This window comes from Haloterrigena salina JCM 13891 (assembly GCF_000337495.1).
GTDB lineage: Archaea > Halobacteriota > Halobacteria > Halobacteriales > Natrialbaceae > Haloterrigena > Haloterrigena salina.
The window spans coordinates 96185-120067 of record NZ_AOIS01000047.1 but is presented as its reverse complement, the minus strand read 5'-3'; the positions used below and the strand labels follow the sequence as shown (position 1 = coordinate 120067).

Annotated in this window: 27 protein-coding genes; 14 read left to right on the top strand and 13 right to left on the bottom strand. The window is 67.8% G+C overall.

Translation table 11 applies throughout. The features are described from left to right. Nucleotides 1-40 precede the first annotated feature (40 nt). The 3 genes from C477_RS14350 (at nucleotide 41) to C477_RS14340 (ending at nucleotide 2558) form a co-directional block, all read left to right on the top strand. Nucleotides 41-874, top strand: coding sequence for a CheR family methyltransferase (locus C477_RS14350; protein WP_008895230.1), 834 nt, complete (start codon nucleotides 41-43; stop codon nucleotides 872-874). 95 nt (nucleotides 875-969) lie between these two features. Further along, nucleotides 970-1935, top strand: coding sequence for a D-2-hydroxyacid dehydrogenase (locus tag C477_RS14345; RefSeq protein WP_193366264.1), 966 nt, complete (start codon nucleotides 970-972; stop codon nucleotides 1933-1935). A gap of 179 nt (nucleotides 1936-2114) precedes the next feature. Continuing rightward, nucleotides 2115-2558, top strand: a complete 444-nt coding sequence (locus C477_RS14340; RefSeq protein WP_008895228.1) for a universal stress protein — start codon at nucleotides 2115-2117, stop codon at nucleotides 2556-2558. A gap of 88 nt (nucleotides 2559-2646) precedes the next feature. Here the strand turns inward: C477_RS14340 and C477_RS14335 are convergent, their stop codons facing one another. Beyond that, on the bottom strand, nucleotides 2647-3111 hold the full coding sequence (locus C477_RS14335) for a DUF7344 domain-containing protein (protein WP_008895227.1): 465 nt from the start codon (nucleotides 3109-3111) through the stop codon (nucleotides 2647-2649). 110 nt (nucleotides 3112-3221) lie between these two features. After that, nucleotides 3222-4256, bottom strand: coding sequence for an aspartate-semialdehyde dehydrogenase (asd, locus tag C477_RS14330; protein WP_008895226.1), 1035 nt, complete (start codon nucleotides 4254-4256; stop codon nucleotides 3222-3224). Between the two features lie 163 nt (nucleotides 4257-4419). On the opposite strand from asd, the gene C477_RS14325 reads away from it, so the two are divergent. After that, nucleotides 4420-4677 (top strand): hypothetical protein, encoded by a 258-nt coding sequence (locus tag C477_RS14325; protein WP_049914551.1) that lies wholly within the window; start codon nucleotides 4420-4422, stop codon nucleotides 4675-4677. A 149-nt stretch (nucleotides 4678-4826) separates the two neighbouring features. Here C477_RS14325 and C477_RS14320 read toward each other — a convergent pair whose 3' ends face one another. Then, a complete protein-coding gene (locus C477_RS14320; RefSeq protein WP_008895224.1) occupies nucleotides 4827-5021 on the bottom strand; it encodes a 30S ribosomal protein S17e in 195 nt (64 codons plus the stop codon). A gap of 182 nt (nucleotides 5022-5203) precedes the next feature. Here C477_RS14320 and C477_RS14315 point away from each other — a divergent pair, with 182 nt between their 5' ends. Beyond that, the gene (locus tag C477_RS14315) at nucleotides 5204-6205 is read left to right on the top strand and encodes a hypothetical protein (RefSeq protein WP_008895223.1); all 1002 of its coding nucleotides are present in this window, start codon (nucleotides 5204-5206) and stop codon (nucleotides 6203-6205) included. 47 nt (nucleotides 6206-6252) lie between these two features. On the opposite strand, the gene C477_RS14310 is transcribed toward C477_RS14315, so the two are convergent. The 9 genes from C477_RS14310 to C477_RS14270 all read right to left on the bottom strand — a co-directional run bounded on the left by C477_RS14310 (nucleotide 6253) and on the right by C477_RS14270 (nucleotide 14708). Next, nucleotides 6253-6951 carry a DUF447 domain-containing protein gene (locus tag C477_RS14310; protein WP_008895222.1) on the bottom strand — a complete coding sequence of 233 codons (699 nt, stop codon included), beginning with the start codon at nucleotides 6949-6951 and terminating at the stop codon, nucleotides 6253-6255. Next, nucleotides 6948-7799, bottom strand: coding sequence for a triphosphoribosyl-dephospho-CoA synthase (locus C477_RS14305; protein WP_008895221.1), 852 nt, complete (start codon nucleotides 7797-7799; stop codon nucleotides 6948-6950). Before C477_RS14305 ends, C477_RS14310 begins: the two co-directional genes overlap by 4 nt. A 229-nt stretch (nucleotides 7800-8028) precedes the next feature. Beyond that, the gene (locus C477_RS14300; RefSeq protein ID WP_008895220.1) at nucleotides 8029-8250 is read right to left on the bottom strand and encodes a hypothetical protein; all 222 of its coding nucleotides are present in this window, start codon (nucleotides 8248-8250) and stop codon (nucleotides 8029-8031) included. Nucleotides 8251-8459: 209 nt separating this feature from the next. Beyond that, the gene (locus C477_RS14295) at nucleotides 8460-8831 is read right to left on the bottom strand and encodes a cupin domain-containing protein (protein ID WP_008895219.1); all 372 of its coding nucleotides are present in this window, start codon (nucleotides 8829-8831) and stop codon (nucleotides 8460-8462) included. Between the two features lie 66 nt (nucleotides 8832-8897). Continuing rightward, a complete protein-coding gene (locus C477_RS14290) occupies nucleotides 8898-9644 on the bottom strand; it encodes a tRNA-dihydrouridine synthase (RefSeq protein ID WP_008895218.1) in 747 nt (248 codons plus the stop codon). A 102-nt stretch (nucleotides 9645-9746) separates the two neighbouring features. Further along, the gene (cofD, locus tag C477_RS14285) at nucleotides 9747-10739 is read right to left on the bottom strand and encodes a 2-phospho-L-lactate transferase (protein ID WP_008895217.1); all 993 of its coding nucleotides are present in this window, start codon (nucleotides 10737-10739) and stop codon (nucleotides 9747-9749) included. A gap of 95 nt (nucleotides 10740-10834) precedes the next feature. Next, the gene (locus C477_RS14280) at nucleotides 10835-12304 is read right to left on the bottom strand and encodes an MATE family efflux transporter (RefSeq protein WP_008895216.1); all 1470 of its coding nucleotides are present in this window, start codon (nucleotides 12302-12304) and stop codon (nucleotides 10835-10837) included. After that, the gene (locus tag C477_RS14275) at nucleotides 12301-12915 is read right to left on the bottom strand and encodes a TetR/AcrR family transcriptional regulator (RefSeq protein ID WP_085944987.1); all 615 of its coding nucleotides are present in this window, start codon (nucleotides 12913-12915) and stop codon (nucleotides 12301-12303) included. Before C477_RS14275 ends, C477_RS14280 begins: the two co-directional genes overlap by 4 nt. Before the next feature lie 239 nt (nucleotides 12916-13154). Continuing rightward, entirely contained in the window at nucleotides 13155-14708 is a 1554-nt protein-coding gene (locus C477_RS14270) for a hypothetical protein (protein WP_008895214.1), read from the bottom strand. Nucleotides 14709-14830: 122 nt separating this feature from the next. On the opposite strand from C477_RS14270, the gene ligA reads away from it, so the two are divergent. The 9 genes from ligA to C477_RS14225 all read left to right on the top strand — a co-directional run bounded on the left by ligA (nucleotide 14831) and on the right by C477_RS14225 (nucleotide 22939). Continuing rightward, nucleotides 14831-16600, top strand: coding sequence for an ATP-dependent DNA ligase LigA (ligA, locus tag C477_RS14265; RefSeq protein ID WP_008895213.1), 1770 nt, complete (start codon nucleotides 14831-14833; stop codon nucleotides 16598-16600). A 98-nt stretch (nucleotides 16601-16698) separates the two neighbouring features. Beyond that, nucleotides 16699-17856: an MFS transporter gene (locus tag C477_RS14260; RefSeq protein ID WP_008895212.1), complete on the top strand. Its 1158-nt coding sequence runs from the start codon at nucleotides 16699-16701 to the stop codon at nucleotides 17854-17856. Between the two features lie 97 nt (nucleotides 17857-17953). Beyond that, nucleotides 17954-19135: a histidinol-phosphate transaminase gene (hisC, locus tag C477_RS14255; RefSeq protein WP_008895211.1), complete on the top strand. Its 1182-nt coding sequence runs from the start codon at nucleotides 17954-17956 to the stop codon at nucleotides 19133-19135. Next, the gene (locus C477_RS14250) at nucleotides 19132-19668 is read left to right on the top strand and encodes an adenylate kinase family protein (RefSeq protein ID WP_008895210.1); all 537 of its coding nucleotides are present in this window, start codon (nucleotides 19132-19134) and stop codon (nucleotides 19666-19668) included. The genes hisC and C477_RS14250 overlap by 4 nt, the downstream gene beginning before the upstream one ends. Then, on the top strand, nucleotides 19665-20279 hold the full coding sequence (locus C477_RS14245; RefSeq protein ID WP_008895209.1) for a CDP-alcohol phosphatidyltransferase family protein: 615 nt from the start codon (nucleotides 19665-19667) through the stop codon (nucleotides 20277-20279). The genes C477_RS14250 and C477_RS14245 overlap by 4 nt, the downstream gene beginning before the upstream one ends. Before the next feature lie 190 nt (nucleotides 20280-20469). Further along, nucleotides 20470-21018, top strand: a complete 549-nt coding sequence (locus tag C477_RS22990) for a multiprotein bridging factor aMBF1 (protein ID WP_012943078.1) — start codon at nucleotides 20470-20472, stop codon at nucleotides 21016-21018. 81 nt (nucleotides 21019-21099) lie between these two features. After that, a complete protein-coding gene (gene tpiA / locus C477_RS14235) occupies nucleotides 21100-21744 on the top strand; it encodes a triose-phosphate isomerase (RefSeq protein ID WP_008895207.1) in 645 nt (214 codons plus the stop codon). Between the two features lie 95 nt (nucleotides 21745-21839). Further along, nucleotides 21840-22283, top strand: coding sequence for a hypothetical protein (locus C477_RS14230; RefSeq protein WP_008895206.1), 444 nt, complete (start codon nucleotides 21840-21842; stop codon nucleotides 22281-22283). A gap of 44 nt (nucleotides 22284-22327) precedes the next feature. Then, nucleotides 22328-22939 carry a toll/interleukin-1 receptor domain-containing protein gene (locus C477_RS14225; RefSeq protein WP_008895205.1) on the top strand — a complete coding sequence of 204 codons (612 nt, stop codon included), beginning with the start codon at nucleotides 22328-22330 and terminating at the stop codon, nucleotides 22937-22939. Between the two features lie 42 nt (nucleotides 22940-22981). Here the strand turns inward: C477_RS14225 and C477_RS14220 are convergent, their stop codons facing one another. After that, nucleotides 22982-23881 carry a haloalkane dehalogenase gene (locus C477_RS14220; protein ID WP_008895204.1) on the bottom strand — a complete coding sequence of 300 codons (900 nt, stop codon included), beginning with the start codon at nucleotides 23879-23881 and terminating at the stop codon, nucleotides 22982-22984. Nucleotides 23882-23883: the final 2 nt, after the last annotated feature.

Genomic DNA, 23883 nt, shown 5'->3' with positions numbered 1-23883 from the left:
GAGCGCATTCGAGACCGACTCTCACGACGGAGCTAACTCCATGACACACACCGACGATTTCGACCGCCTCCTTTCGCACATCGAATCCCGGTACGGGTTCGCGACGAGTTACTACGCCGATCAGTATCTCCGCCGCCGAATCCGATCCCGGCTGTCGAGAAACGGTCTCGAGCGAGACGCCTACAGCAGCTACCTCTCGTTGCTCGAGGCCGACGACGGTGCCGAGCGGACGGCGTTGCTCGATACGCTGAGCGTCAACGTCACGTCGTTCTTCCGTGACACCTCCGTCTGGGACGAGCTTCGGGGGGTCCTCGAGACGCTCCAGGAACGGCGGGACCGACCGCTTTCGGCGTGGAGCGTCCCCTGCTCCGACGGTCGCGAGCCGTACTCGCTGGCGATGCTCGCTCGGGAAAGCGCGGGGATCTCGTCCCATCGCCTCTCCATTCGCGCCAGCGACATCGACGAAAACGCGCTCGAACGGGCGCGAAACGGCGTCTACGAACAGCAACGAACATCCAACCTCGAGACGGAGCTGTCGTATCTCGACGCGTACCGCTCCTACCTCGACTGTCCGGACGATCGAGACGAGGACGTGGAATCCTACCGAGTGGGGTCCTCGATCAAGCGGATGGTCGACTTCGACCGGTTCGATCTGATCACCGATTCGATCGGATCGACCTACGATCTGGTGCTCTGTCGGAACTTCTTCATCTACGTCGACGACCGCCACCACCGAACCGTGCTCGAGAAGCTCGCCGACGCGATCCGTCCGGGCGGCTATCTGGTTATCGGCAAGTCGGAGTCGCTGACGCGGAACATCGAGAACGCGTTCGAGCCGGCCGACAGGGCCTCGCGGATCTACCGGCGGCAGTGATCGCCGGCGGAGACGACCGCCGAACGGGCGCGGCGTCGTCCGTTCCTCGCTATCGACCGGGATGATTGATGTGTCTCGCACGCGTCGACAGCGATATGTCCACGCCGACCGACGTTCTGGTGCTCCGGAAGGGAACTCACGGCATGCCGGTCGAACGGTACGCGGGCGCGCTCCGCGACCGGCTGCCCGACGGCACCGTCGAACTCGCCCGCACGCCGACGGCGGAGCGCGACCGGATTCGAGACGCCCGCTTCGTCACCGGGATGACCCTCGAGGACGGGCTGCTCGAGGCCGCCGAGAACCTCGAGGTCTTCGCCTGTGCTTACGCGGGGACCGGCCACCTTCCCCTCGAGGAACTCGAGGAGCGCGGCGTCGCCGTGACGAACGCCTCGGGCGTCCACGGACCCAACATCGGCGAGCACGTGCTGGGCGCGATCCTCCGCTTCACCCGCCGGTTCCACGTCGGCGCGCGCCAGCAGCGCCGTCGGAAGTGGCGCCACTACCAGGCCGAGGAACTGCAGGGATCGACGGTGACGATCGTCGGACTGGGCGCGATCGGCGAGTCGGTCGCCGACCGCCTCGAGCCCTTCGGCGTCGAGACGATCGGCGTCCGATACACGCCCGAGAAGGGCGGCCCGACCGACGAGGTGGTCGGGTTCGAGGGCGGCGGGTTCGAGGACGCGCTCGCGCGGACCGACTATCTGGTGCTCGCGTGTCCGCTCACGGAGACCACGCGCGGGCTGATCGACCGCGAGGCGTTCGTGACGATGGATCCCGGCGCGGTCCTCGTCAACGTCGCCCGCGGGCCGGTCGTCGACACCGACGCGCTCGTCGAGGCGCTGCGTTCGAGCTGGATCCGCGGCGCGTCGCTGGACGTCACCGATCCCGAACCGCTGCCGGAGGACCACCCGCTGTGGACCTTCGAAAACGTCCAGATCACGCCCCACAACGCCGGCCACACCCCCGAGTACTACGAGCGACTCGCCGATATCGTGGCCGAGAACGCCCGCCGGTTCGCCGACGACCCCGACGCGGCCCTCGAGAATCAGGTCCGCCCCTGAACGCCGTCCGGCTCTTACCGGAAGACTCGACTGCAGTTTTTTCACGGCACCGCACCAATTCCCGGTATGGAACCAGCAGTCGCCCGTCGATCCCGTGGTTGGAGCGCTCGCAATCGAACGAAACCGTTGTCTCGAGCGGATTGGTGCCGAACGAACCGGGCTCGAGCGGAGGGAGACCGATGACGCTCTCGTTCGACGGACCGATCCTCGTCCCCGTCGCGACCCCCGAAGACGGCGAGCGAACGGCCGCGGCGCTCGCCCCGTACCTCGCCGACTCGAGTCGGGCGATCGTCGTCAACGTGATCGAGAAGGCCGGCGGCGCGCCCGACAAGGCCGGCGTGGAACAGCGCGAGGAGTACGCCGAGGAGATCTTCGACCGCGCGCGCGGGCCGCTCGAGGCGACCGACGCGACCGTCGAGACGGCGATCCTCTACGGCACCGACGTCGTCGAGCGGATCTTCGCCGAAGCGGAGGACCGCGAGGTCGACGCCGTCGTCTTCGCGGCTCGAAAGGGGAACCGGCTGGCGGAACTGCTGACCGGCGACGTGGCGCGGCGGCTGGTCAAGGAGGCGTCAGTTCCGGTGGTCGCGCTCCCACTCGAGTCGGCCCAGCAGGAGTCGTGAGTGCGCGGGTACCGACCGTTCGCGTCCCGAACTTGCAGTACTCAGCGGTTCGAGGATACGTATCGCGTTTTTCGCGACCCTTCCGAGATTACGACGTCGACGTCCCGGCGGCACGACCGCGGGCTGCGCCGGTCGCGTTCCGATCGGCTTCGCTTTCGGCGTCCGGCTCCGCGTCGATATCGTCCGCGCGAGCGAGCAACCGTTCGCCGCGCTCGGTCAGTGCGACGGTGTTCGAATCGATATCGAACGCGACGGCTCCGACGTCCGCCAGCTTCGGCACGTGGCTGTGTCGGAGCGTGATCGCAACGCGTCGCCGCGTCCCGAACAGGGCGTCGCCGCAACTGGCCAGCGCGCCGCCGTCGTCCGCGTCGTCCTCGAGCACGAGGTGATCTGCGAGGTCGGACAGCGAGACGGACTCTTCGTCGCGGGCGTCCAGATATCGGAGAACGGCCCGGCGACGCCGATCCGCGAGCGCGTCGAACTGCGAGCCGTCGCCGGCGGTCTCGCCGGTAACGGGGGTCAGCGACTCGGGATCGGAGATGACTGGGAGCATACCTGTCGTAGGGGTCGTCCCTACTTGTGCCCCCCGCCAAATCAGTCAGGTATTCTCGCGAACGGACTGATCGAAAATGGGCGGTCGACGGCGGCGAGCGCCCGCAGCAGTTAGATGTAGCCCTGCTCGAGCAGGAGTTCGCCGTTCAGGACGCTGGCGCCCGCGGCGCCGCGGATGGTGTTGTGCGCGAGGCAGTTGTACTGGAGCCCGAAGGGCGTCTCCTGGAGGCCGCCCGCGGCGATGGCCATCCCGTCGCCGAGCGTGCGGTCCATCCGGGGCTGGGGCCGGTCGGGTTCCTCGAAGACGTGGATGAGCGGGTCGGGCGAGGAGCGCAGGTCGAGCGAGGGGTACTCGCGCATGGCCTCGGCGGCCGCGTCGACGGTCAGTTCCTCTTCGGTCTCGACCCAGACGTTCTCGAGGTGGCCGTCGATCGTCGGGATGCGGTTACAGGAGGCCGAGACCGCCATGCTGTTGTGGCTCAGTTCGGCGCCGTCGAACTCGCCGAGGAGCTTGCGGGACTCGGTCTCGAGTTTGTCCTCCTCGCTGCCGATGTAGGGGATGGCGTTGTCGATGATCTCCATCGAACTGACGCCGTCGTAGCCCGCGCCGGAGACGGCCTGCAGCGTCGAGACGTGGACCTTCTCGAGGCCGAACTCCGCGAGGGCGGCCAGCGTGGGGACGAAGGTGATCGTCGAGCAGTTCGGGTTCTTGACCATCGCGCCGTCCCAGCCGCGCTCGTCGCGCTGGACCTCGAGTAGGTCGATGTGCCCGGGGTTGACCTCCGGGATCACGAGCGGGATGTCGTCGTCCATCCGGCCGTTCGAGGAGTTCGAGGAGACGACGTAGCCCGCCTCGCAGAACGGCGGTTCGACCTCCGCACCGACGCTCGAGGGGAGCGACGAGAAGATCAGGTCGACGTCGTCGGGGACCTCGTCGGGGTCGGTCGCCGTGACGGTCATGTCGGCGACATCGCCGGGGATGGGGCTGTTAACGCGCCACTTCGCGGCCTGCCGGTAGCTCTTGCCGGCGCTGGAGTCGCTGGCGGTCAGTGCTGCGATCTCGAACTCCGGGTGAGGGTCGAGAAGCTGGATTAGTCGCTGTCCGACGGCACCGGTCGCGCCGAGGACGCCTGCTCGTACTGCCATTTTCCCGCACTCGGTGGCGTATCCGCAAAACCGTTTGGGTTTTCGTCGCACGAGCGGCGCCCGCTCGACGCGGCGCATAGAAGACGTTAAGAAAACGGAGTGAAATTGATTTACCGATGCACACGCAATACGTTCGATTCGACTCGGACGCGGGGTGGTCCCGATGACGAGTTCGACCGCGAACTCGAGCGGCATCGGCCCGTTCGACGGCCTGTTCCAGACCGGGGCCGCGATCGTCTCGGTACTCCTGTTTCTCGTCGCCGTCGTCTTCGCCTGGACGGGATTTCAGGGGATGACACTGTTCGTCGTCGGCACGGAGATGAACATCGTCACCGGCGCGATCGGCTTCATGCTGACCATGTTCTTCGCCATCGGCGCGCTCATCGTCGCCCTGTTCATGGACTCCGGCTTCGACCACTGACCGTTCTGCCGACTCGAACTCGACCCCGATCCCGACGGGCCGTCCGTTCGTCGACGGCTCTCCCGCTCTCCGCTGACGTTACCCAGTACTACCGGATCGTCGCGATACCGACGGCTCGCGGCCGCGAAACTCGAGAGGAAACGCTCCGATTACGCTGCGGCTGCCTGCGAACTCTTCTTGCGGGTGACGTAGCCCGCGATGCGGTTGCGAACGCCCTTGGATTCGACGTTCGTGAGCTTCTCGACGCTTTCCTTGTTCTGCTCGAAGTCGGTTGTGAACGCGTCCGGGTACCGCTCCAGGAGGATGGTCCCGGTCTTCTTGACGTAGGCCGGTTTGATTGCCATATTGGGCCTTCCGTCTAGAGGCTCTTATAACGCACCATTTTCGCTAGTGGGTGATCGCGTGAACAGTCACGCGCGATCGGCGGTCTCGCGATCCCGGAGCGGATCACTGGCCGCTCGAGCGGCTCGCTTCCCGGGACGATCCGACGGTGGGTTTAAAAGAAAAGGGGCGGCAAACGGTGGCGATGGGACTGCACTTCAGAGAAGCGACGGGCGTATACCGGAAAACGCTCCCGTACGTTCTCCTCCAGTTCGGAATCGGTGTCTTGTTCGCGCTCTTCGGCGTGCTCTATCTCGGCCTCGTCGGCTGGCTGGCGCTCAGAGTCGTCGCCGGCGACGGCGGTCTGAGTCTGCTCGTCGTCGCGGGCGTGATGATCGTCGGGCTCGTCACGTTCGCGGCGGTCTGGCGGCTCGTACAGCGGTATCTGCTGTACATGGTCAAGGCCGGTCACGTCGCCGTGATCGCACACGTCGTTGAGGAGGGCGAAGCGCCGGACAACCAGATCAGATACGGGATGAATCAGGTCCGGGAGTACTTCCTCTCCGCGACGGGGCTGTTCGGGGTCAGCACGCTGGTCGACGCGGTGCTCAAGCAGTTCACCCGCGCGACGGCGCGACTCGAGGAACTGATTCCGGTTCCGATCCCGCAGCAACTCGAGACCCTGCTCGCGATCGTCCAGAAGTCGATCGTGCTGGCGGTCCGATACCTCGACAACGCGATCATCGCCTACATGTTCGTCGACGGGAACGAGAACCGCTGGCAGTCAGCCCGGGAGGGGCTCGTCCTCTACGCCCGGACCTGGAAGACGGTACTCGGCTCGACGCTGGGTATCGTCGGCGGGATGTACGCTCTGTCGTTCGTGCTGCTGACGCTACTAGCGCCGGTCTCGGCGGCGCTGGACGTCCTGCCGACGGCGCTCGAGGCGATCTCGTGGCTGATCGTCGCTGGACTGGTCGCGATCGTTCACACCGGAGTGGTCAAACCGTGGGTGAAGACGGTCGTGATCACGACGTTCCTCGTCGAGCAGCGCGAGCGGACACCCGACGAGGGGATGGAGAACGCACTCGCGGACCGCTCCGAGAAGTTCCGCGAGATCGTCGTGAAAGCCGAGAATGACGACCCGATCGATGAGGGCCGGCAAGGGAGCAGTGGAACGGCCGAGACACTGGGTGACGCCACGGCGTAGGTCCCCCAGCCACAGCAACTCATCGCGCCGTCGGAAAGCTGTCGGAACTACCGCGACTCGTTGCGCCGTCGGTCACTACGATAGTGCTCGCGCACGCGCTCGAGCGCCTCGCGCTCGCGCGGGCCACCCGCGCGGTCGACGACCGAGGCGTAGTACTCGAGGCGTCGACGGAGTTCCGCGTCGTCGTAGCCAGCGACGTCCAGCCGCGAGGCGGCGACGGTAGCCTCGACGACGGCGCCGAACCCGCGGTCGATCGTCGGCACCGCCGTCGATTCGACGGCGGCCTCGACGGGCCGGAGGGCCCACCGTTCCCACTCGGTTCCCTCGTCGACGCCCGTCTCGAGCGACTCGACGGCGACGCGGGCCCACGCGCTCGCGGCGTCCGGGATCGGGTCCTCGCGCTCGGCGATCGAGAGCGCGGCGTCGGCGAAGAGGACGGGATCGTCGACGAACAGCACGTACCCCTCGCCCTGCCGGCGAAAGTTCCCGCGGGTGCGGGTGGACCCCCACGTGCGCGCGGTGACGGGATCAGGGGGTTCGCTCGAGTTGCCCTCGCGATCCTCGCTCGAGGCGTCGCTCCGCTCCGGCGCGAACAGGCCGAGCACGGCGAGGTTCCACAGCCCGTTCGGCCCGCGCGTGGCGACGACGGTCTCGGTGACCCCCGACAGCGAGACAGGCCACGCGATGGGGTCGGCGTCCCCGCCGTTCGTCTCGAGGGCGCCGGATCCCGACTCGTCGCCGGTCATACGTCGATCGCCTCGCGCTCGAGGGCGACGAACAGCCCCGCGGCCGCGATGTCGGCGGTCGTCCCCGGGTTGACGCCGCGGGCGACGAGCTCCTCAGCGAAGGCTTCGACCGCGTCGGGGTCGGTCTCGAGCGCGTCGCGCTCGACCAACTCGGCCGCGCGGTCCGCGACCTCCTGCGCGACGGCTTCGCCGCTGCGGTTCGCGACGAGCGTGTCCGGCCGCTCGGCGAGTTCGGCGAGGAAGACGGCCGCGGTGCGGTCGCCCAGCGGGCCGTCGGCCGCGGCGAGGCGTTCGGCGGCCCGGAAGGAGCGCTCGAAGCCTTCGATCCACTCGCGCGCGACGTCGTCGCCCGGGACGCTCCGGCTCATGATATCCAGTAGCGTCAGCCCTCGGTCCTCGACGGCCGGGACGGCGTCGCTCCCGCGACGGACGTCCAGGGGCTCCATATCTGCGGGCGGATCGTCGACGAAGACGTCGACGTGGTCGAACGCCCGGTAGAAGTTCGCCGCGTCGGCGACGGTGGTGTCCTCGCAGACGGCCTCGACGACGGGCGCGGAGAGTTCCTCGCGGGCCGCGCGGACGAGCGGCACGAGCAATAGCAGCGAGCCGAACTGGGTGTTGCCGCCGCGCTGGCCGGCCATCCCCGCCACGGCGCGTTCGAAGGCCGCGCCGACCGCGCCGCCGTTCGCCGCCATCTCGAGGCCGTCGCGGGCGCCGACGGCCCCCGCGAGGAAGTGTTCGAATCGCAGGTCCTCGAGGTCGCGGCGCCGATCGACGTTGCCCGGTTTGGGCGTGCCCGCGACTTCGAGGAGGAGAGCCAGTTGTGCGTTTGCGGCTGGCGTTCGCATGCATCTCGGTACGCACGGGGAGGGTTTATGGATGTGCGTCTTCGGACGGGGCGTCCCGCGACTGCTCGCCCTCGAGAGTCCGTACGGCCGTCTCTCTCGCTCTCTCGGTTCGCGGTGTCGCTCGCCCGTCCACTGGAAGACGAATTCGGAGTGAACCTTCGGTTTCAATTGGTTTCGAGAAGGCAAAGCGAAAGAACGCGACCGGAGACGGACACCCGGAGAAACGGGTTCAGCGGTAGATGTTCTGGTAGGCCTCGCGGTACTCGCGAAGGGCGAGGCGCGCCCGACGCCGGGAGGCGAAGCCGAATCCGATCGACGGACAGTCCTCGGTGGGGCACACCCAGTGAAACGTCTCCGACCCGGGGTCTCTGGCGACCGATACGTCCGCGTCGCAGCGGGGACACTCCCATCCCCAGCGCATATCGCCGGCGTACTCGTTGGGACGGCCCATGCTGGTTCTACGTCGGAGTTGTACGTCGAACTGAAAAGTCTCCGTCCGAACATAGTGGCGCTTTATTACGTCGGCAGGGCTCGAGGCGACGCCGAGGCGTCGCGGTCGCGCTATCGCGCCGGGGTTCCTCGAAAGCGAGGCGTCAGTCGACGGCCTCGCGGACGCCGTCGGCGGCGTGGCGATTACGAAGGATCGCGAGCCGAGACGCGTCACCGCTCGTAGCTGTGACCGTCGCTGAGCGGCGGGGCGCCTACTCCGATCACCCGCACGTCGCCGGCGGCGTCGGCCGCGTTGTGCGCGCGGTGTGGACTCTCCGGTTCGGCGACGAAGAACTGGCCCGCTTCGACCCGGTACGTTCGATCGGACGTCTCGACGCTGAGCGCGCCCTCGAGGACGTAGAACGCCTCCTCCTGTTCGTCGTGGTAGTGTAGCCCCGAGAGCGGAATCTCTTCGCCGGGTTCGACGCGGTAGACGCGCAGTCCCATCCGATCCATCGCCGCCGCCTCGCTGACGTAACGCATCTCCGACGGGCGGTTCGGTTCCGGTTCGAGGTCGTTCGGATCGATCACGTGGTAGCCCATGCGATCACTGACTGATGCGACGAAAATAACTGTTCGGCCGACCGGAGAGCGAACGAGTGACCGGAGTTACGGGCACGCTTCCGCGCCGAGTCGCCGCTCTACTGCCTCGCGGACGCGCTCGAGGACGACCGGGTTGTCGCTGGGGCGGCCGACGCTGACCGCGTCGGCGCCGTACTCGACGTACTCGCGGACGGTCGCGTCGTCGCGGACGCCGTTGTTGGCGATAATGAACAGGTCGGTGGCGTCGGCGATATCGCGGACGACCGACTCAGTGTCCATCGCGTCGACGTGGACGTAGTCGGCGCCCGCGGTTTCGAGCGCGGCCGCGAGCGCGGGGAGGTCGACGTCGGGGACCTCGGCGCGGACCTTCACGCCGACGGTGGCGCCGGTGTCGGCGGCCCGCCGGACGTAGTCGCGGAGGCGCTCGCAGTCCCGTAGGAGCGTCTCGCCGCAGCCGGCCGCGCAGAGTTCGTCCTGTCGGCAGTGGGCGTTGATCTCGAGGAACGCGTCCCGGTCCCGGCAGACGCGGGCGGCGTCGGGAATCGGATCGGGCGTCGCGCTCCGAACGTTGAACGCCGGCTGGATCGGCGCGTCCTCGAGGGCAGCGAGTTGCCGGTCGATGAAGGCGATGGGATCGTCGGGGAGGAACTCGGTTCGGTCGCGCTCGACGAGTTCCCGAGCCGCTGCCCGGGACCCCGCGTCGATGGCGATGCCGCCGAGCACGGCGGCGCCCGCGTAGTCGGCGCCCGCTCGAGCCCACTCGGCGTTGGCTTCCCCGCTGAGGCTGGCCAGGGCGAGCGGCGGCGTGAACATACTCGAGTGTCGGCGCCGGGGGGCCTTGAACGTAGTCGTTCACGGCTGACGGTCGACTGCGCCCGGTCGAGAATCGGACGGCGACGAGACGGAGCCCGACGCTCAGTCGACGATGTCGATCGCTTCCTCGACCGTCCGGGCGACGCGCGCGGCGTCGTCGGAGGAGTCGATCTCGATGTCGGTCCGGAGCGTCGGCCGGTCGAACTCGGCATCGTCGCCCTCGTCGATGACGAAGGCGTCGGCGAACGGATAGGCCGTCGCGAGCCCCTCGGTGCTGGGGTCGGCGTTGACCGCCGACATGAGATCGCCCGCCGGCCCAGAGAAGGCGTCGTCGCCGAGGAACGGCGAGACCGCGACGACCGTCGACTGGCTGAGCGCGTCGGCCACGCCCGGCAGCGTCAGCATCGGCCCGATGCTCGTGACGGGGTTCGAGGGACCGATGACGACGGTGTCCTCAAGCGCGTCGATGACGCCCGGGGCGGGTTCGGCGTTCGAGGACCCGCGGAACTCGACGGTCTCGACGGTCGGTTCGCCGCGGTGGGCCACCCAGTACTCCTGGAAGTGCATCATTCCCTGTTCGGTGTGGACGAGGCTCGCGACGGGGTCGTCGCTCATCGGAAGGAGATCGATCGTCAGCCCGAAGGCGTCCGCGAGCCGTTGGGTCGCCTCGCTCAGCGTGTGGCCCTCGTCCAGCAGGCTCGTCCGCGTGATGTGGACGGCCCGGTCGCGGTCGCCGATCGTCATGAACTCGGCGACGCCCGAGAAGCGCCGCCAGTCCGCGAGGTCGCGCCCCTCGGTCTGTCGCTCCTCCGAGAGGTACTGCGGGCCGTCGGGCAGTCCCGCGGCCGACGCGATATCCGACAGCGCGGCGTTGGTCCGGTGCGTGTCCCCGTCGATTCCCCACCACGTCTCGCGGTCGAGCACGCCGCCGCCCTGGAACAGCAGCGTATCGACGTCCGGCGAGACGAACAGCCCACCGATTTCGATGTCGTCGCCCGTGTTGGCGACGACGGTGGTCTCCTCCGGCGAGAACGCGGCGGCGGCACCGTCTAACAGCTTCGGCGTTCCGGTGCCTCCGGAGAGGAAAGTTACCATACGCAACACTCTCGAGCGTGAATACTTAATCACTTGTGGCTGGTTCCGAGGCGAAGCGATCCGGCGCCAGACTGGGGCGTTCCGCCGAAATCGCGTCAGTCGTCGCCGACGCTCCCGCTGCTCTCGGCGCCGACCGCGGCGCCGGTTTCGACCGACGCCGAATCGAGCCAGTCGCCCCAGTTGAACCAGGCGTAGGCGATCCCGCCGCCGATGACGGTCGAAACGGCGAAGGCGGCCCAGACGCCGTTCGAGCCGACGCTTTGGGCGCCGAACCACGCGAGCGGGAAGCGGATCACGCCGAGGGTGAGCACGGAGATCGCCGCGGCGATCAGCGTCTTGCCGGCCCCGCGGAACCCGCCGCTGTAGGCCCGCATCACGCCCATGAACCCGAACGTCAGGGACGTATACCGGAGGAAGGTCGCGCCCTCGGCGACGACCGCGGCGTCGGTCGTGAACACCGAGACGATCGGCGCGGCGGCCAGGAAGACCACCACGCCGAGGCCGGTGAGCGTGATCAGCATGACCTTCGCGCCGAAGTGGTTCGTCCGTTCGGCGCGCCCGCGCTTCCCGGCGCCGATGTTCTGGCCGGTCATCGTCTCGATCCCCTGGGAGAAGGCGATCGCGGGGAGGAAGATCACCGAGAACACGCGGGTTCCGATCCCGAAGGCGGCGACGACCGTCTCGGGGAACATCGCGATGATGACCAACAGCAGGTTGATCGAGAGGGCCCGCGCGGTCCCCTCGATCGACGCCGGCGTCCCGATCTCGACGAGTTTCCGCGCGTACTCGAGGTCGGGTTTCATCTGCGAGAGACGGATCCGGACGCCGTGCGTGCCCCGGAACATGATCGCGAGGCCGACGGCGAACGCCAGCGCCCGCGAGAAGACGGTCGCGATCGCGGCGCCCTCGATCCCCGACCCGGCGTAGCCGGTGGCGGCGAACAGATCGGCCTCGAGGCCGCGGAGACCGAGGTAGCCGAACAGCGGGTTCCCCTCGAACCCGAAGATGAGGAACGGGTCGAGGACGATGTTGAGCACGACCGAGCCGAACATGACGAGCATCGGCGTGANGAGGAAGACGAGGAAGCCGAAGACGGCCACCAGCCCCACGGAGAAAACCTCCATGTAGGCAGTGACCAGCGGCTCGATGTCGGCCTCGGCGCCGAACAACGCGAGGATGTCGCCGGCGAAGCGGTAGCCGACGGCGCCGAGCACGAGCGACGCGAGGATCGCGTACATGACCGTCTGCGAGGCGGCGTACTCCGCTCGTTCGGGGTTATCCGCGCCGGTGTGCTGGGCGACGAGGACGCTCCCGGCGACGGAGACGCCGAGCGCCAGTGCGATGAGGAAAAAGACCATCGGGAACGCGAAGCTGATCGCCGCCAGCGACGTCGTGCTGTACTGGCCGAGCCAGAACGTGTCCGCGAGGTTGTAGGTGACCTGCAACACGTTCGTGATGATCAATGGAATTGAGAGGTAGATCAGCGGCCGCGCGATCCCGCCCTCGGTCAGGTCGAGCTCGTCGGCCGATTTGAAGATCGCCTCGAGGTGATCGCGCACCGTCACTCGAATCGCTCCCCCGTCTCGTCGGCGTCGGCTACGAGCAGTTCGCGGCGGACGTAGGTCTCGAGCGCGCCCCGAGTCCGCTCGAGGGGGTGATCGACGGCCACGTGTCGCGTCTGGGCGCCGTTGAGCGCGGTGACGATGAACTCGGCGGTTTCATCGGGGTCGACGTCCGGCCGGAAGACGCCCTCGTCCTGTCCGTCCTCGATCAGCGATCGGATCCGTCCGCGAAGCATCCGGTCGAACTCGGCGAGTTCGGCTCGGAATCGGTCGTCGTACGGCCCCTGGGCTTTGATCTCGAGCAGCGCGGTCCGAAATTCGGGCAGCGAATCGTCCGCAGCGGGCTCGAGGTAGATATCGACGAGCGCCAGAATCTGTTCGGCCGGCGTCTCGCCCTCGAGGGTCTCGACCTGCTCCGCGAAGGAGTCGGTGAGATAGTCCAGCAGCGCGTAGAGGAGGTTCTGCTTGCTCTCGTAGTGGTAGTGGAGCGTGGCCTTGCTCTTGGACGATTCGGCGGCGATGTCTCGCATCCGGAGCGACGCGTAGCCGTGCTTGCAGAGCGCGGCGTAGGTCGCCTCCATGAGTTCGTCGGTAGTTGCTGTCGTCTCAGTCATTAGGGTCCTGGGTCCGAAGGCGGTCGTTCTCGTCGTAACTGACCGGCCAGTTAGGGAAGTATCTTGGGGTTCGAATTCGCCCACCGAGCGGGCTGAGACCTCTTCACACGGCTGATTCGCCGATCTGGAAGCGGGCCAGTAAGCGTTCGGCGTCGCCGGATCGCTCGAGCCGAGTCACGCGATCGAATCAAAGGATGTTCTCGAGGAACCGCCGGACGCGGGCCGCTCTCGAGATTCGACTAGTCGCCGATCCAGTCGGCGAAACTCCCGTCGAGAAGCGTCTCCGACTGTCGGTGAATGTACGCCTGCTGCATCGCCTCGATCGCCGCGTCGAGGTCGGCGCCGTCCGCGAGCGCCGACCGGACCTGCTCGCGTTTCCAGCTGGCGGGTGTCACCTCCTGGCGGACCCGCCGCCGGAGCGGATAGAGGTACTTCGCGGCCTCTTCCCCGCTCAGTCCGCGGTTCGTCAGCCCGTCCTCGGCGTGGGCCAGCAGGTCCTCGTAGAGCGCGAGCTTGTCGGCGGTCTCCTTGCCGTCGTTGGTGATCCAGTTCAACTCGGCCTCGAGGCCGTCGACCATCGCCGCGTAGAAGTTCTCCCGGGCGAGCTGCCAGTCGAGCTCGAGAACGGGGTGCTCGAGGCGGGTCAGACTCTCCATCAGCCCGGCGAAGGCGGCGAGGAAGGCCGTGGAGTCGCGGACGGTCGGCTGGGCGGGGATGGGGCGGAACTCGATGCGAGCGTTGGCGGCCGAGCGCGTCGGTCCGCCGAACACCGGGCGGATCCACCGCCAGTAGGTGCCGTGTTTGCGGCTGAAGTGGGGAAACTGGTCGTCGAAGCGCTCGCCGGATTCGACGGGCATCGGGACGATGGTGTCGTCGTCGGCAATCCGGTCGATCGCATCCTCGACGGTCCCCAGATCGCGGGGAAAGCGGACCTTCCCTTCACCGGTCGTGGGATCGTTGAGCACGGTCTCGAAGACGCTGATCCGGTGTTCCATCCAGCCGTCCCGGAGGATCTCCTCGGGGGTCGCCTCGTCGTCGTAGAGGTCGGCCGGGAAGAACGGCGAGTTGACGCCGAGCGCGAGCAGCGGCCCCGCGATGCGCAGCGCGTAGTTGAAGTACTCGGGGAGATCCGGCGCGTGGGCCACCTGATAGTGGGGCTGGATCGACGTGATGAGGCTCTCGGGCATGACCGTGTCGGCCTGGAGCGACACGTGGGGGGCCTGGATGCACATGCCGGCGGACTCGGCCTGGTCCGTGTTGGCCATCGCATGGTAGCGCGCGGAACCGCTCATGTTGGTCGCGATCCGGAACGACCGCTCGCTGCCGTCGTCGTCGGTCGTCGTCCGCTCGACGCTGTCGGTGAGGTACGTCGTCGCGTCCTCGCCCTCCGGCGGCAGCGTCCAGAGCGCGTCGCTGACCAGCCGCATCCGCTCGGACTGGGTGACGTTCAGCGCCGTCTGCAGTCGCGCCTTCACTTCCGACTCCTGGGCCGCCAGCCCGTGGGCGTTCATCGGCTGCGGACTGGTCGTCATCTCCGCGTTGTGCAGCCCGAGTTCCTTCTCGAACCCGATCAGCTCGAGCAACCGGCGGGGAACCCGCCGCAGCGCGCAGTCGTCGTTCTTGACCGCGTAGAACTCGTACTCGAGGCCGACGATCGCCTGCGGGTTGTCGAAGACACCCTCGTCGACGGCGTCTTTGATCACCTCGGCGTCCGCCTGCGCCTGCTCGCGAAACCCCGCGGCGTCGACGGCCAGCACGTCGGCGACTCGCTCGGCGAGCTCCTCCTCTGGCATACCTCCGAGTGCGAGCGCGATCGCCTTTAAAGCACAGCCTCGCGCCCGCGGCGCGGCGCTCGAGGCCCGTCACTCGAGCGGTCTCAGAACCGTTTTACTCCCGCCGCCGGTACACTCCGCCGATGGAGTTCGCCACGTTCGCCGACCGCGCCGCCGCGATCGAAGCCGAGCCGGCCGACCTCGAGATCGTCGCTCGAACCAGCGAGTTGCTCGCGGACGCGGGCGATGATAGCGAGGAACGAGGTTCCGCTGACTCTGCGGTGGAGCCACAGACCGTCGAGATCGTCGCCCGGTTCGTTCAGGGACGCGTCTTCCCGGCCTGGGACTCGACGAAACTCGACATCGGTCCGACGACGTGCTACGAGGCGATCGCCCGCGCGGCGGGGACGAACGTGGGAAGCGACGACGTCGAGGAGCGACTGGCCGAGGTCGGCGAGATCGGCGCTGTGGCCGCCGGCTACGAGTTTGGCGGCCAGCAGGGACTCGGCGCGTTTACGGGCGGCGGTGGCGGAAACGGTGCCGGCAGCGCCGGCGGGAACGATCTCACCGTTCGCGAGGTCTCCGAGACGCTCGCCGACCTCGCCGCCGCGGAGGGCTCGGGCAGTCAGGACCGAAAGATCGATCTGCTGTTCGGCCTCTTCAACCGCTGCTCGAGCGAAGAGGCCCGCTACCTCGCGCGGCTCGTCCTCTCGGAGATGCGCATCGGCGTCGGCGAGGGCACCGTCCGGGACGCGATCAGCGAGGCCTTCGACGTCCCCGTCGAGCGCGTCGAGCGCGCCCTGCAGGTCTCGAACGACTACGGGCAGGTCGCCCGCGTCGCCCGCGACGAGGGCCGCGAGGGACTCGACGAACTGGACCTCGAGGTCGGCCGGCCCGTCCAGGCGATGCTCGCCCAGGCGGGGACGGTGACCGACGCGCTCGAGGAGTGGGACGAGGCCGCCGTGGAATGGAAGTACGACGGGGCGCGCATCCAGTTGCACTCCGATCCCGAGGCCGCCGAGGCGGACGCCGAGACCCGCGTCTTCTCGAGAAACATGGAGGAAGTCACCGACGCCCTCCCCGAAGTCGTCGAGTTCGCCGAGGCGACCCTCGAGGAACCCGCGATTCTGGACGGCGAGGTCGTCGCGATCGACGAGAACGACGATCCGCTCCCGTTCCAAGAGGTGCTCAAGCGCTTCCGCCGGAAACACGACGTCGCGAAGGCCCGCGAGGACGTGATGGTTCGGCCGGTCTTCTTCGACTGCCTGCACGCCGGCGGCGAGGACCTGCTCGAGGAGCCGCTGACGACGCGCCACGAGCGGCTGCGGGCGGTGCTGGCGGACGGCGAGGCGCCGGAGCAGGACGAGGACGAGATCGAGGGCCTCTCGTTGCTCTGGACGACCGACGACCCCGACGAGATCGAGGCGATCGACGCCGAGGCCCTCGAGGCGGGCCACGAGGGGATCATGCTCAAGGACCCCGACTCGGCGTACTCGCCGGGCCGGCGGGGCAAACACTGGCGCAAGCGCAAACCCGACGTGGAGACGCTGGACTGCGTGGTGACCGGCGCGGAGTGGGGCGAGGGTCGGCGCGCGACGTTCCTCGGCACCTTCGAACTCTCAGTGCGCGCGGGCGACGACTTGGAGACCGTCGGCAAGGTCGCGACGGGCATCACCGACGAGAAACTCGAGGAACTCACGGAACTCCTCGAGCCCCACATCGCCGCCGAGGAGGGCCAGGCGGTGGACATAGAGCCCGAAGTCGTCTTCGAGGTCGGCTACGAGGAGATCCAGAGCTCGCCGACCTACTCGTCGGGCTACGCGCTGCGGTTTCCGCGGTTCCTCGGCGTTCGCTCCGACAAGGACCCCGAGGACGCGGACACGCTCGAGCGCGTCGAACGGCTGCGAGCGTAGCGAGCGACGAGGGAGGTATCTCGAGGACGACTCAGCGACTAGTGTACTGACACTTCCGCTTTCGGAACGCTTGAGAGCGACTGTCGAAAAGCGTGACTGTGTCCCGTACCCGACTCTTCGCCTCCCTCTGCGGTCTCGTCTTCCTCCTCAATCTCGCCAGAATCATCTTCGCGCCGCTGCTGGACGTCTTCATCGCCGAGTTCGCGATCGGCGAGGCGACCGCCGGACTCATCGTGACCCTCGTGTGGGTCGGGAGCGCCTCCCCGCGACTGCCGACGGGGTGGCTGCTCACGAGAGTTCCGAGACACCACGTCGCGATCGGCTCCGGGACGATTCTCGCGATCTCCGCGGCGCTCGCCGCGAACGCGACGACCGTTCGGCACCTGCTGATCGGCGCCTTCCTCATGGGCATCGCCTCCGGCGTCTACTTCGTCGCGGCGAACCCGCTGCTGAGCGAACTCTTCCCGTCGCGGGTCGGCCGCGCGATGGGGATCCACGGCGCCGCCGCCCAGATCGGCGCGGTGGCCGCCGCCCCGTTCGTCGCGCTCACGCTGCTCGTCGACTGGCGGCTCTCGCTGTGGACGATCGCCGCCGGCGCGGCGCTGCTGACGGCCATCACGTGGGCCACCGCGCGACGAACCGAGATGCCGACGGCGGGCGATGCCGACCGGGACTTCGTCGCCGGCGCGCTCTCGGAGTGGAAACTCATCGTGACGGCGCTGGCGATCGTCGGCGCGACCTCGTTCGTCTGGCAGGGGCTGTTCAACTTCTACGAACTGTACATGCAGTCGAAGGGGCTCTCGGACGGCGCGGCGGGCACGCTGCTCACGATCGTCTTCGCGGCCGGCGTCCCCGCGTTCTTCTTCAGCGGGAATCTGGCCGATCGGTTCCCCTACGTTCCGTACCTGCTCGGCGTCGTCGGAACGTTCGCCGCGACGCTACTCCTGTTGACGGCCGTCGAGGGCTTCCTCGCGTTGGCCGTTCTCAGCGCGGTTGTCGGGCTCGTCATCCACGCGCTGTTCCCGGCCACCGACGCGTATCTCCTCGATACGCTCCCGGACTCGACGCGGAGCAGCGCCTACGCCGTGTTCAGCTCCGCCTGGATGCTCGCGCAGGCGCTGGGCTCGTCCGCCCTGGGGTGGGTCCTCGAGCGAGGCTACACCTACGACGGCGTGTTCGCCGGCGCCGCGCTCCTCCTCGGAGTCTCGGCCGTCGTCCTCCTGGGACTCGAGCGAATCGGGCGGCTCCCGAACTGAACCGGCGCCGTTCGGGGGGTCGGCTGTTGTGACGGGAAACTCCCCGCGTCGAAGACAGGTAAGCACCCTTAAGACCCACGCCCGACAGGATGCTCGTATGCAACCGCGCGACCTGTCCGACCACGTCGCCTACGAGGCGGGTCGAGGCATCGAGGAAGTCGCCCGCGAACTCGGGCGCGACCCCTCGGAATTCGTCAAACTCGCCTCCAACGAGAACCCGCACGGCCCCTCCCCCGCGGCCGCCGTGGCGCTTCGCGACGCCGCCTCGAGCGTCAGTTCCTACCCGAAAGCCGCCCACGCCGACCTGACCGCCGCCGTCGCCGACCGCTGGTCCGTCGACGACCAGCAGGTCTGGCTGGCCAACGGCGGCGACGGGGCGATCGACTACCTCCACCGGGCGACCCTCGAGCCCGGCGACACCGTCCGCGTCCCGACGCCAGGCTTCGCCTACTACGGGATGAGCGCCCGCTACCACCACGGCGAGGTCCGGGAGTACGCCATCGAGCGCGAGGACGACTTCGCACAGACCGCCGAGACGGTCCTCGACTCCTACGACGACGACCGCGTCGTCTGGGTTACCAGCCCGCACAACCCGACGGGGTCGACGATGCCGCTGGCCGAAATCGAGCGACTCGCCGACGAGACCGACGACGAGACGCTGATCGTCGTCGACGAGGCCTACGGCGAATTCGCCGACCGCGACAGCGCCGTCGCCCTGATCGAGGGTCGGGACGGCTACGACGCTCGCGATGACGTCGCCGTCCTGCGGACGTTCTCGAAGGCCTACGGGCTGGCCGGCGTCCGCCTCGGCTACGCCATCGTCCCCGCGGAGTGGGGCGAGGCCTACGCCCGGGTGAACACCCCCTTCGCGGCCAGCGAACTCGCCTGCCGGGCCGGCCTCGCCGCGATGGACGACGAGGAACACGTCGAGCGCACCGTCGAGACGGCCCGCGAATCACGTGAGCACATGCGCGACGCGATCGACGCGCACGTCTGGGAGAGCGAGGGTAACTTCGTCCTCGTCGACGTCGGCAACGCCACCGCGGTCGCCGAGGAGATGCAACGGCGGGGCGTCATCGTCCGCGACTGCTCGAGTTTCGGCCTCCCGGCCTGCATCCGCATCACCTGCGGCACCGACGAGGAGACCGAGCGCGCGGTCGAGACGGTAAACGACGTGCTCGCGGAGCTCGACCTCGAGTCCGAACCCGACGACGACGCGGACGCCGACGGCGAGACCGCGGTCGACCCGGACCCGGAAGCGGAGGTGTCCGACACGTGAAGATCGCCGTCACCGGGACCCCGGGCACCGGGAAGACCACCGCGACCGAACTGCTCGAGTCGCGGTTCGCGGACGACGACGCGGCGCCCGACTTCGAGGTCGTTCACCTCAACCGCGTCCTCGAGGACGAGGGCCTCTACACCGAGGTCGACGCCGACCGCGAGAGCAAGATCGCCGACCTCGAGGCCATGAGCGAGTGGCTCGAGGGCCGGGACGACGTCGTGATCGAGTCCCACCTCGCCCACCACTTCGCGGCCGACCGAGTCGCCGTCCTGCGGTGTGCGCCGGAGCAACTCGAGGCGCGACTCCGCGAGCGCGGTGAAACCGAGGCCAAGGCTCGCGAGAACGCCGAGAGCGAGGCCTTAGACGTCATCCTCTCCGAAGCGGTCGACGAACACGGCCTCGAATCGGTCTACGAGATCGATACCACTGACCGCGACCCCGAGGCCGTCGCGGACGCCCTCGAGGCGGTCGTAACGGGCGAACGAGAGCCGAGCGCCGGCGACGTCGACTACGTGGGGTACCTGGCATGACGCTGGACAAACTCAGGCCGTACGTCTCCCGATTCTTGGATCCGTTCGTCAGAGGCTTCGACCGCGTCGGGCTGACCCCCGACGGCGTGAGCGTGCTGGCCTTCGGCATGGCGGTCCTCGCGGCGGCCGCGTTCGCGCTGGGCGGTCGCGCCGATCCGATCTGGTACGTCGCGGCCGCGACGCTGGTCTTCCTCAACGGCTGGCTGGACATCATCGACGGCGCGCTCGCACGCGAACAACAGGTCGCCTCCGCGGGTGGCGACCTCCTCGATCACGTCCTCGACCGCTACGCCGACATCGTCGTCATCGCCGGCCTCGCCGCGGGTATCGACGACTATCTGCTCGGCTTCCTGGCCGTGACGGGCGTCGTGATGACCTCCTACCTCGGCACGCAGGCCCAGGCCGTCGGCCTCGACCGCGTCTACGGCGGCCTCGTCGGCCGCGCGGACCGGCTGGCGATCATCGGAATCGTCGGCTTCGTCGCCTACCCGCTGGCCGACCTCGAACCGGGCGGAGTCACGGTGATCGGCTGGCTGCTCGTCTTCCTCGCGGTCGTCGGCCACCTGACCGCGCTCCAGCGGTTCGCCTACTCCTGGGCGGCGCTGGACTGAGTCTCGCGCTCTCGAGGTCGCGTTTCGTTTTCCGGTGTCTCGTTTTCGCGCCGTCTCGATCGGGTTTGTAGTCGCTCTCGAGTCGCAAGTGGCGACCGACGCGTCACCGAATACTGAGACGCCAGCGGCAAATCCGAGCCATCGAGACCGCGCCGCATGGTTTATGGCTCGCCGGAATATACGTACCCCTATGGTCCAGTGCGAGATGTGTGGCGCCGAGACGTCGTCTCCGAAGACAATCAAGGTCGAGGGCGCGAAGCTCGACGTGTGTTCAGACTGTACCGATTTCGGTACCGAGGTCAAGCAGACCTCCAGCTCGAGCTCCTCGACGAAGTACTCGACCGGATCGAGTTCGTCGTCCAGCTCCGGGGGTAGTTCGGGTGGCTCTGCATCGAGCTCGTCGTCTCGTTCGGGCGGCTCGAGTTCCCAGCGTCGGTCGGACATGTTCGACGACATGGACGAACTCGCGACCGACTACGACGACCGCGTCCGCAACGCCCGCGAGCAGAAGGGGCTCAGCCAGTCGGACCTGGCCAACGAACTCAACGAGAAGGCGAGCCTGATCCGCAAGATCGAACGCGGGGACACGCTCCCCAGCGACCGCGTCCAGTCGGAACTCGAGAGCTTCCTCGAGATCGACCTGAGCGCCGAGGGGAGCTCCGGCGACGATTCGGAGTGGTCGGGCGGGTCGGCCTCGGGCAGTTACACGCTCGGTGACGTCGTCAAGCGAAAGGACTGACGGGCGACCGGTCCGGGCGCCGACGCCGATTCGCGCCGGCGACTCGCAAGCTATTTCTTTCGTGCGGATGGCTGTGCTCGTATGTTCGTTCTCGTTAACCTGAAGACGTATCCCTGCGACCCCGTCGCAGTCGCCGAAGCCGTCCGCGACGTCGACGAATCGACCGACGCGCGCCTCGCGGTCGCGCCGCAGGCGGCCGACCTCGCCCGCGTCGCCGAGACGGGCGTCGAGACGTGGGCCCAGCACGTCGACCCGATCGAACACGGGAGCAACACCGGCCACACGCTCGCCGAATCGGTCGCCGACGCGGGCGCGGTCGGGACGCTGATCAACCACTCCGAGAAGCGGCTGAAACTGGCCGATATCGACGGCTCTGTCCAAGCCGCCGAGCGCGCGGGCCTCGAGACGGTCGTCTGTGCGAACAATCCCGAACAGATCGGCGCGGCGGCGGCGCTGGGTCCGGACGCGGTCGCCGTCGAGCCGCCGGAACTGATCGGCACCGGAACGCCGGTCAGCCAGGCAGATCCCGATATCGTCGAGGACGCCGTCGAGGCGGCCGACAACGTCGATAGCGAGGTGTCGGTCCTCTGTGGTGCCGGCATCAGCACCGGCGACGACGTCGTCGCGGCCGGTGATCTCGGCGCCGAGGGCGTCCTGCTGGCCAGCGGCGTCGCGAAGGCCGACGACCCGCAGGCGGCCCTGGAGGACCTCGTCGAGCCGCTCTGATTCGGAGTTGAGAGATCACGGAGAATCGATCACATCACGAGGTGCGGCAGGGCCGCGCCACTGGACTTTTCCCCTCGGTTACGGTAGCGTATCGCATGACCGATGACTACCCCATCCCGGTGACGCTCGAGAACCGCCTGATGGGACAGGGGATCTACATCACGAGCTGTGAGTTGCAACTGCCGGACGACGAGCGCGACGGCTTGGACTCGGCCGCGGATGATGTCACTGACGGCGAGACTGCAGCTGCGGCTCCGGACGGGGCCGGAATCGTCCTCGAGTACGAGACCGTCTCCGAGACACCCGCCGTCGACAGCAATGAAGTGGGGACCGTCGTCCGAACAGTACTCGATATCGCCGCCGAGCGCGAGTGGTCGCCGGGCCGCCTCGAGGCGACGTCGCTGACGACAGACGGGGACGTCCGCGGCCGCTGGCACGTCGAACGGGAGTGGTTCGACGGGCTCGGCATCGAGTTGGACGACCTCGAGTTCTCCCAGCGCGTGCTCGAGACGCGGCGCCAGGTGACTGGTACCGAGTAGATAGATTAATGTTGTCTCACACACCAGTCGTTGTAGATTCACAGATGACCGGAGAACAGATCTACGTCTCGCACGCCCCCGGCGACTTCGATCTCGTCCAGGAACTGTTCTCGACGGTCAAGAACTTCCCCTTCGGCGTCCACATCGCCCTCGAGGAGGTTGAATCCGGCCGCTCGCGGAAGCGACTCGAGGGACGACTCGCGAACAGCGACGTCGTCGTCGCGGTGATAACCGACGACGCGGCGACCAACCGGTGGATCAACCAGGAGATCGGCTACGCGCGGGCCAAGGGAATTCCGGTGCTCCCGCTCCACGAGGACGAACGCCAGCGGGACGGGTACGTAAGCGACGTCGACGGCGTGGCGATCGATCGGGAGAACCCGTCGTTTACGATCTTCAATCTGCTCAGTCGCCTCCGGAGCGAACTCGCACCCCTCGGGGCGCTCTCGGTTCCCAACTGGTACATCCGGTTTCCCTGTACGATTCCCGACTGCGGCCACCCGGTCACGCTGGATATCGAACGGGACCAGACGAAGCTGTGGAAACAGTACAAACACGGGAAGCTGTTGACGGCCTCGTGTGCGGACTGTCGATCGACGTACTACTTCGATCCGGCGACGATCGGCTTCGTTCGCCGGGAGGAGCGGCCCGGATAGCGGTCGTTGGGGTCGCCCGGAGCTCACCTCGCCCGGCTCGAGTCAGGTCCGATCGACGAACTCGACGATGCGTTCGGCGATCTCCTCGCCGGCGTCCTCCTGTAGGAAGTGTGCCGCCTCGTCGATCCAGACGTCGGGCTGCTCGGTCGCGGTCGGGATGTGGTGTCGGAGCGGATCGCGGTCGTGAGACGTGATCGGATCCTCCCTTCCGAACAGCACGAACGCCGGTTTCTCCCACTCGCCGAGACGCTCCTGCGTTTCGGCCATCAGCTCCGCCCCGGGGTCGTCGGGCGATGTTGGGACGAGGCCGGGGAATGTTCGCGCGGCAGCCATGTATCGCTCGTCCGGGAACGGCGCGCGATAGGCGTCGACAACCTCCGCAGAGAGGTCCCGGTAACAGCCGTTCCGGACGAGTCTGCCGATGTCGAGGTCGTCGGCGGTCGCTACCATCTCGGCGAACTCGTGCCACCGGTCGCTCATCTCCTGGGTCCCGTCCGGAACGCCGGTGTTCATCGGGACGAGACGCGCGAACCGCTCGGGCCGATGGACTGCGAGCGGGAGTCCGAGGACGCCGCCCCAGTCCTGACAGACGAGCGTGACGTTCGTTAGATCGAGTTCCTCGACGAACGTCTCGAGCGCGTCGTAGTGCATCTCGAGGGAGTAGGCGTCGCGGTCCTCGTACCTGTCGGAGCGCCCGCAGCCGATCAGATCGGGGACAACGACACGACCGCGCTCGGCCAGGGTCGACATCATCTCCCGGTAGAGAAACGACCACGTCGGTTCGCCGTGGAGACAGAGGAACGTCTCCTCGTCTCCCCCGTCACCCCCGCTTCCGCCGGTTTCGACGTACGCCATTCGCAACTCGCCGACGTCGACGTACTTCGGCTCGTAGTCGAAATCGGGCACGTCGGCGAACCGTTCCTCCGAGATGCGTACTACCATGA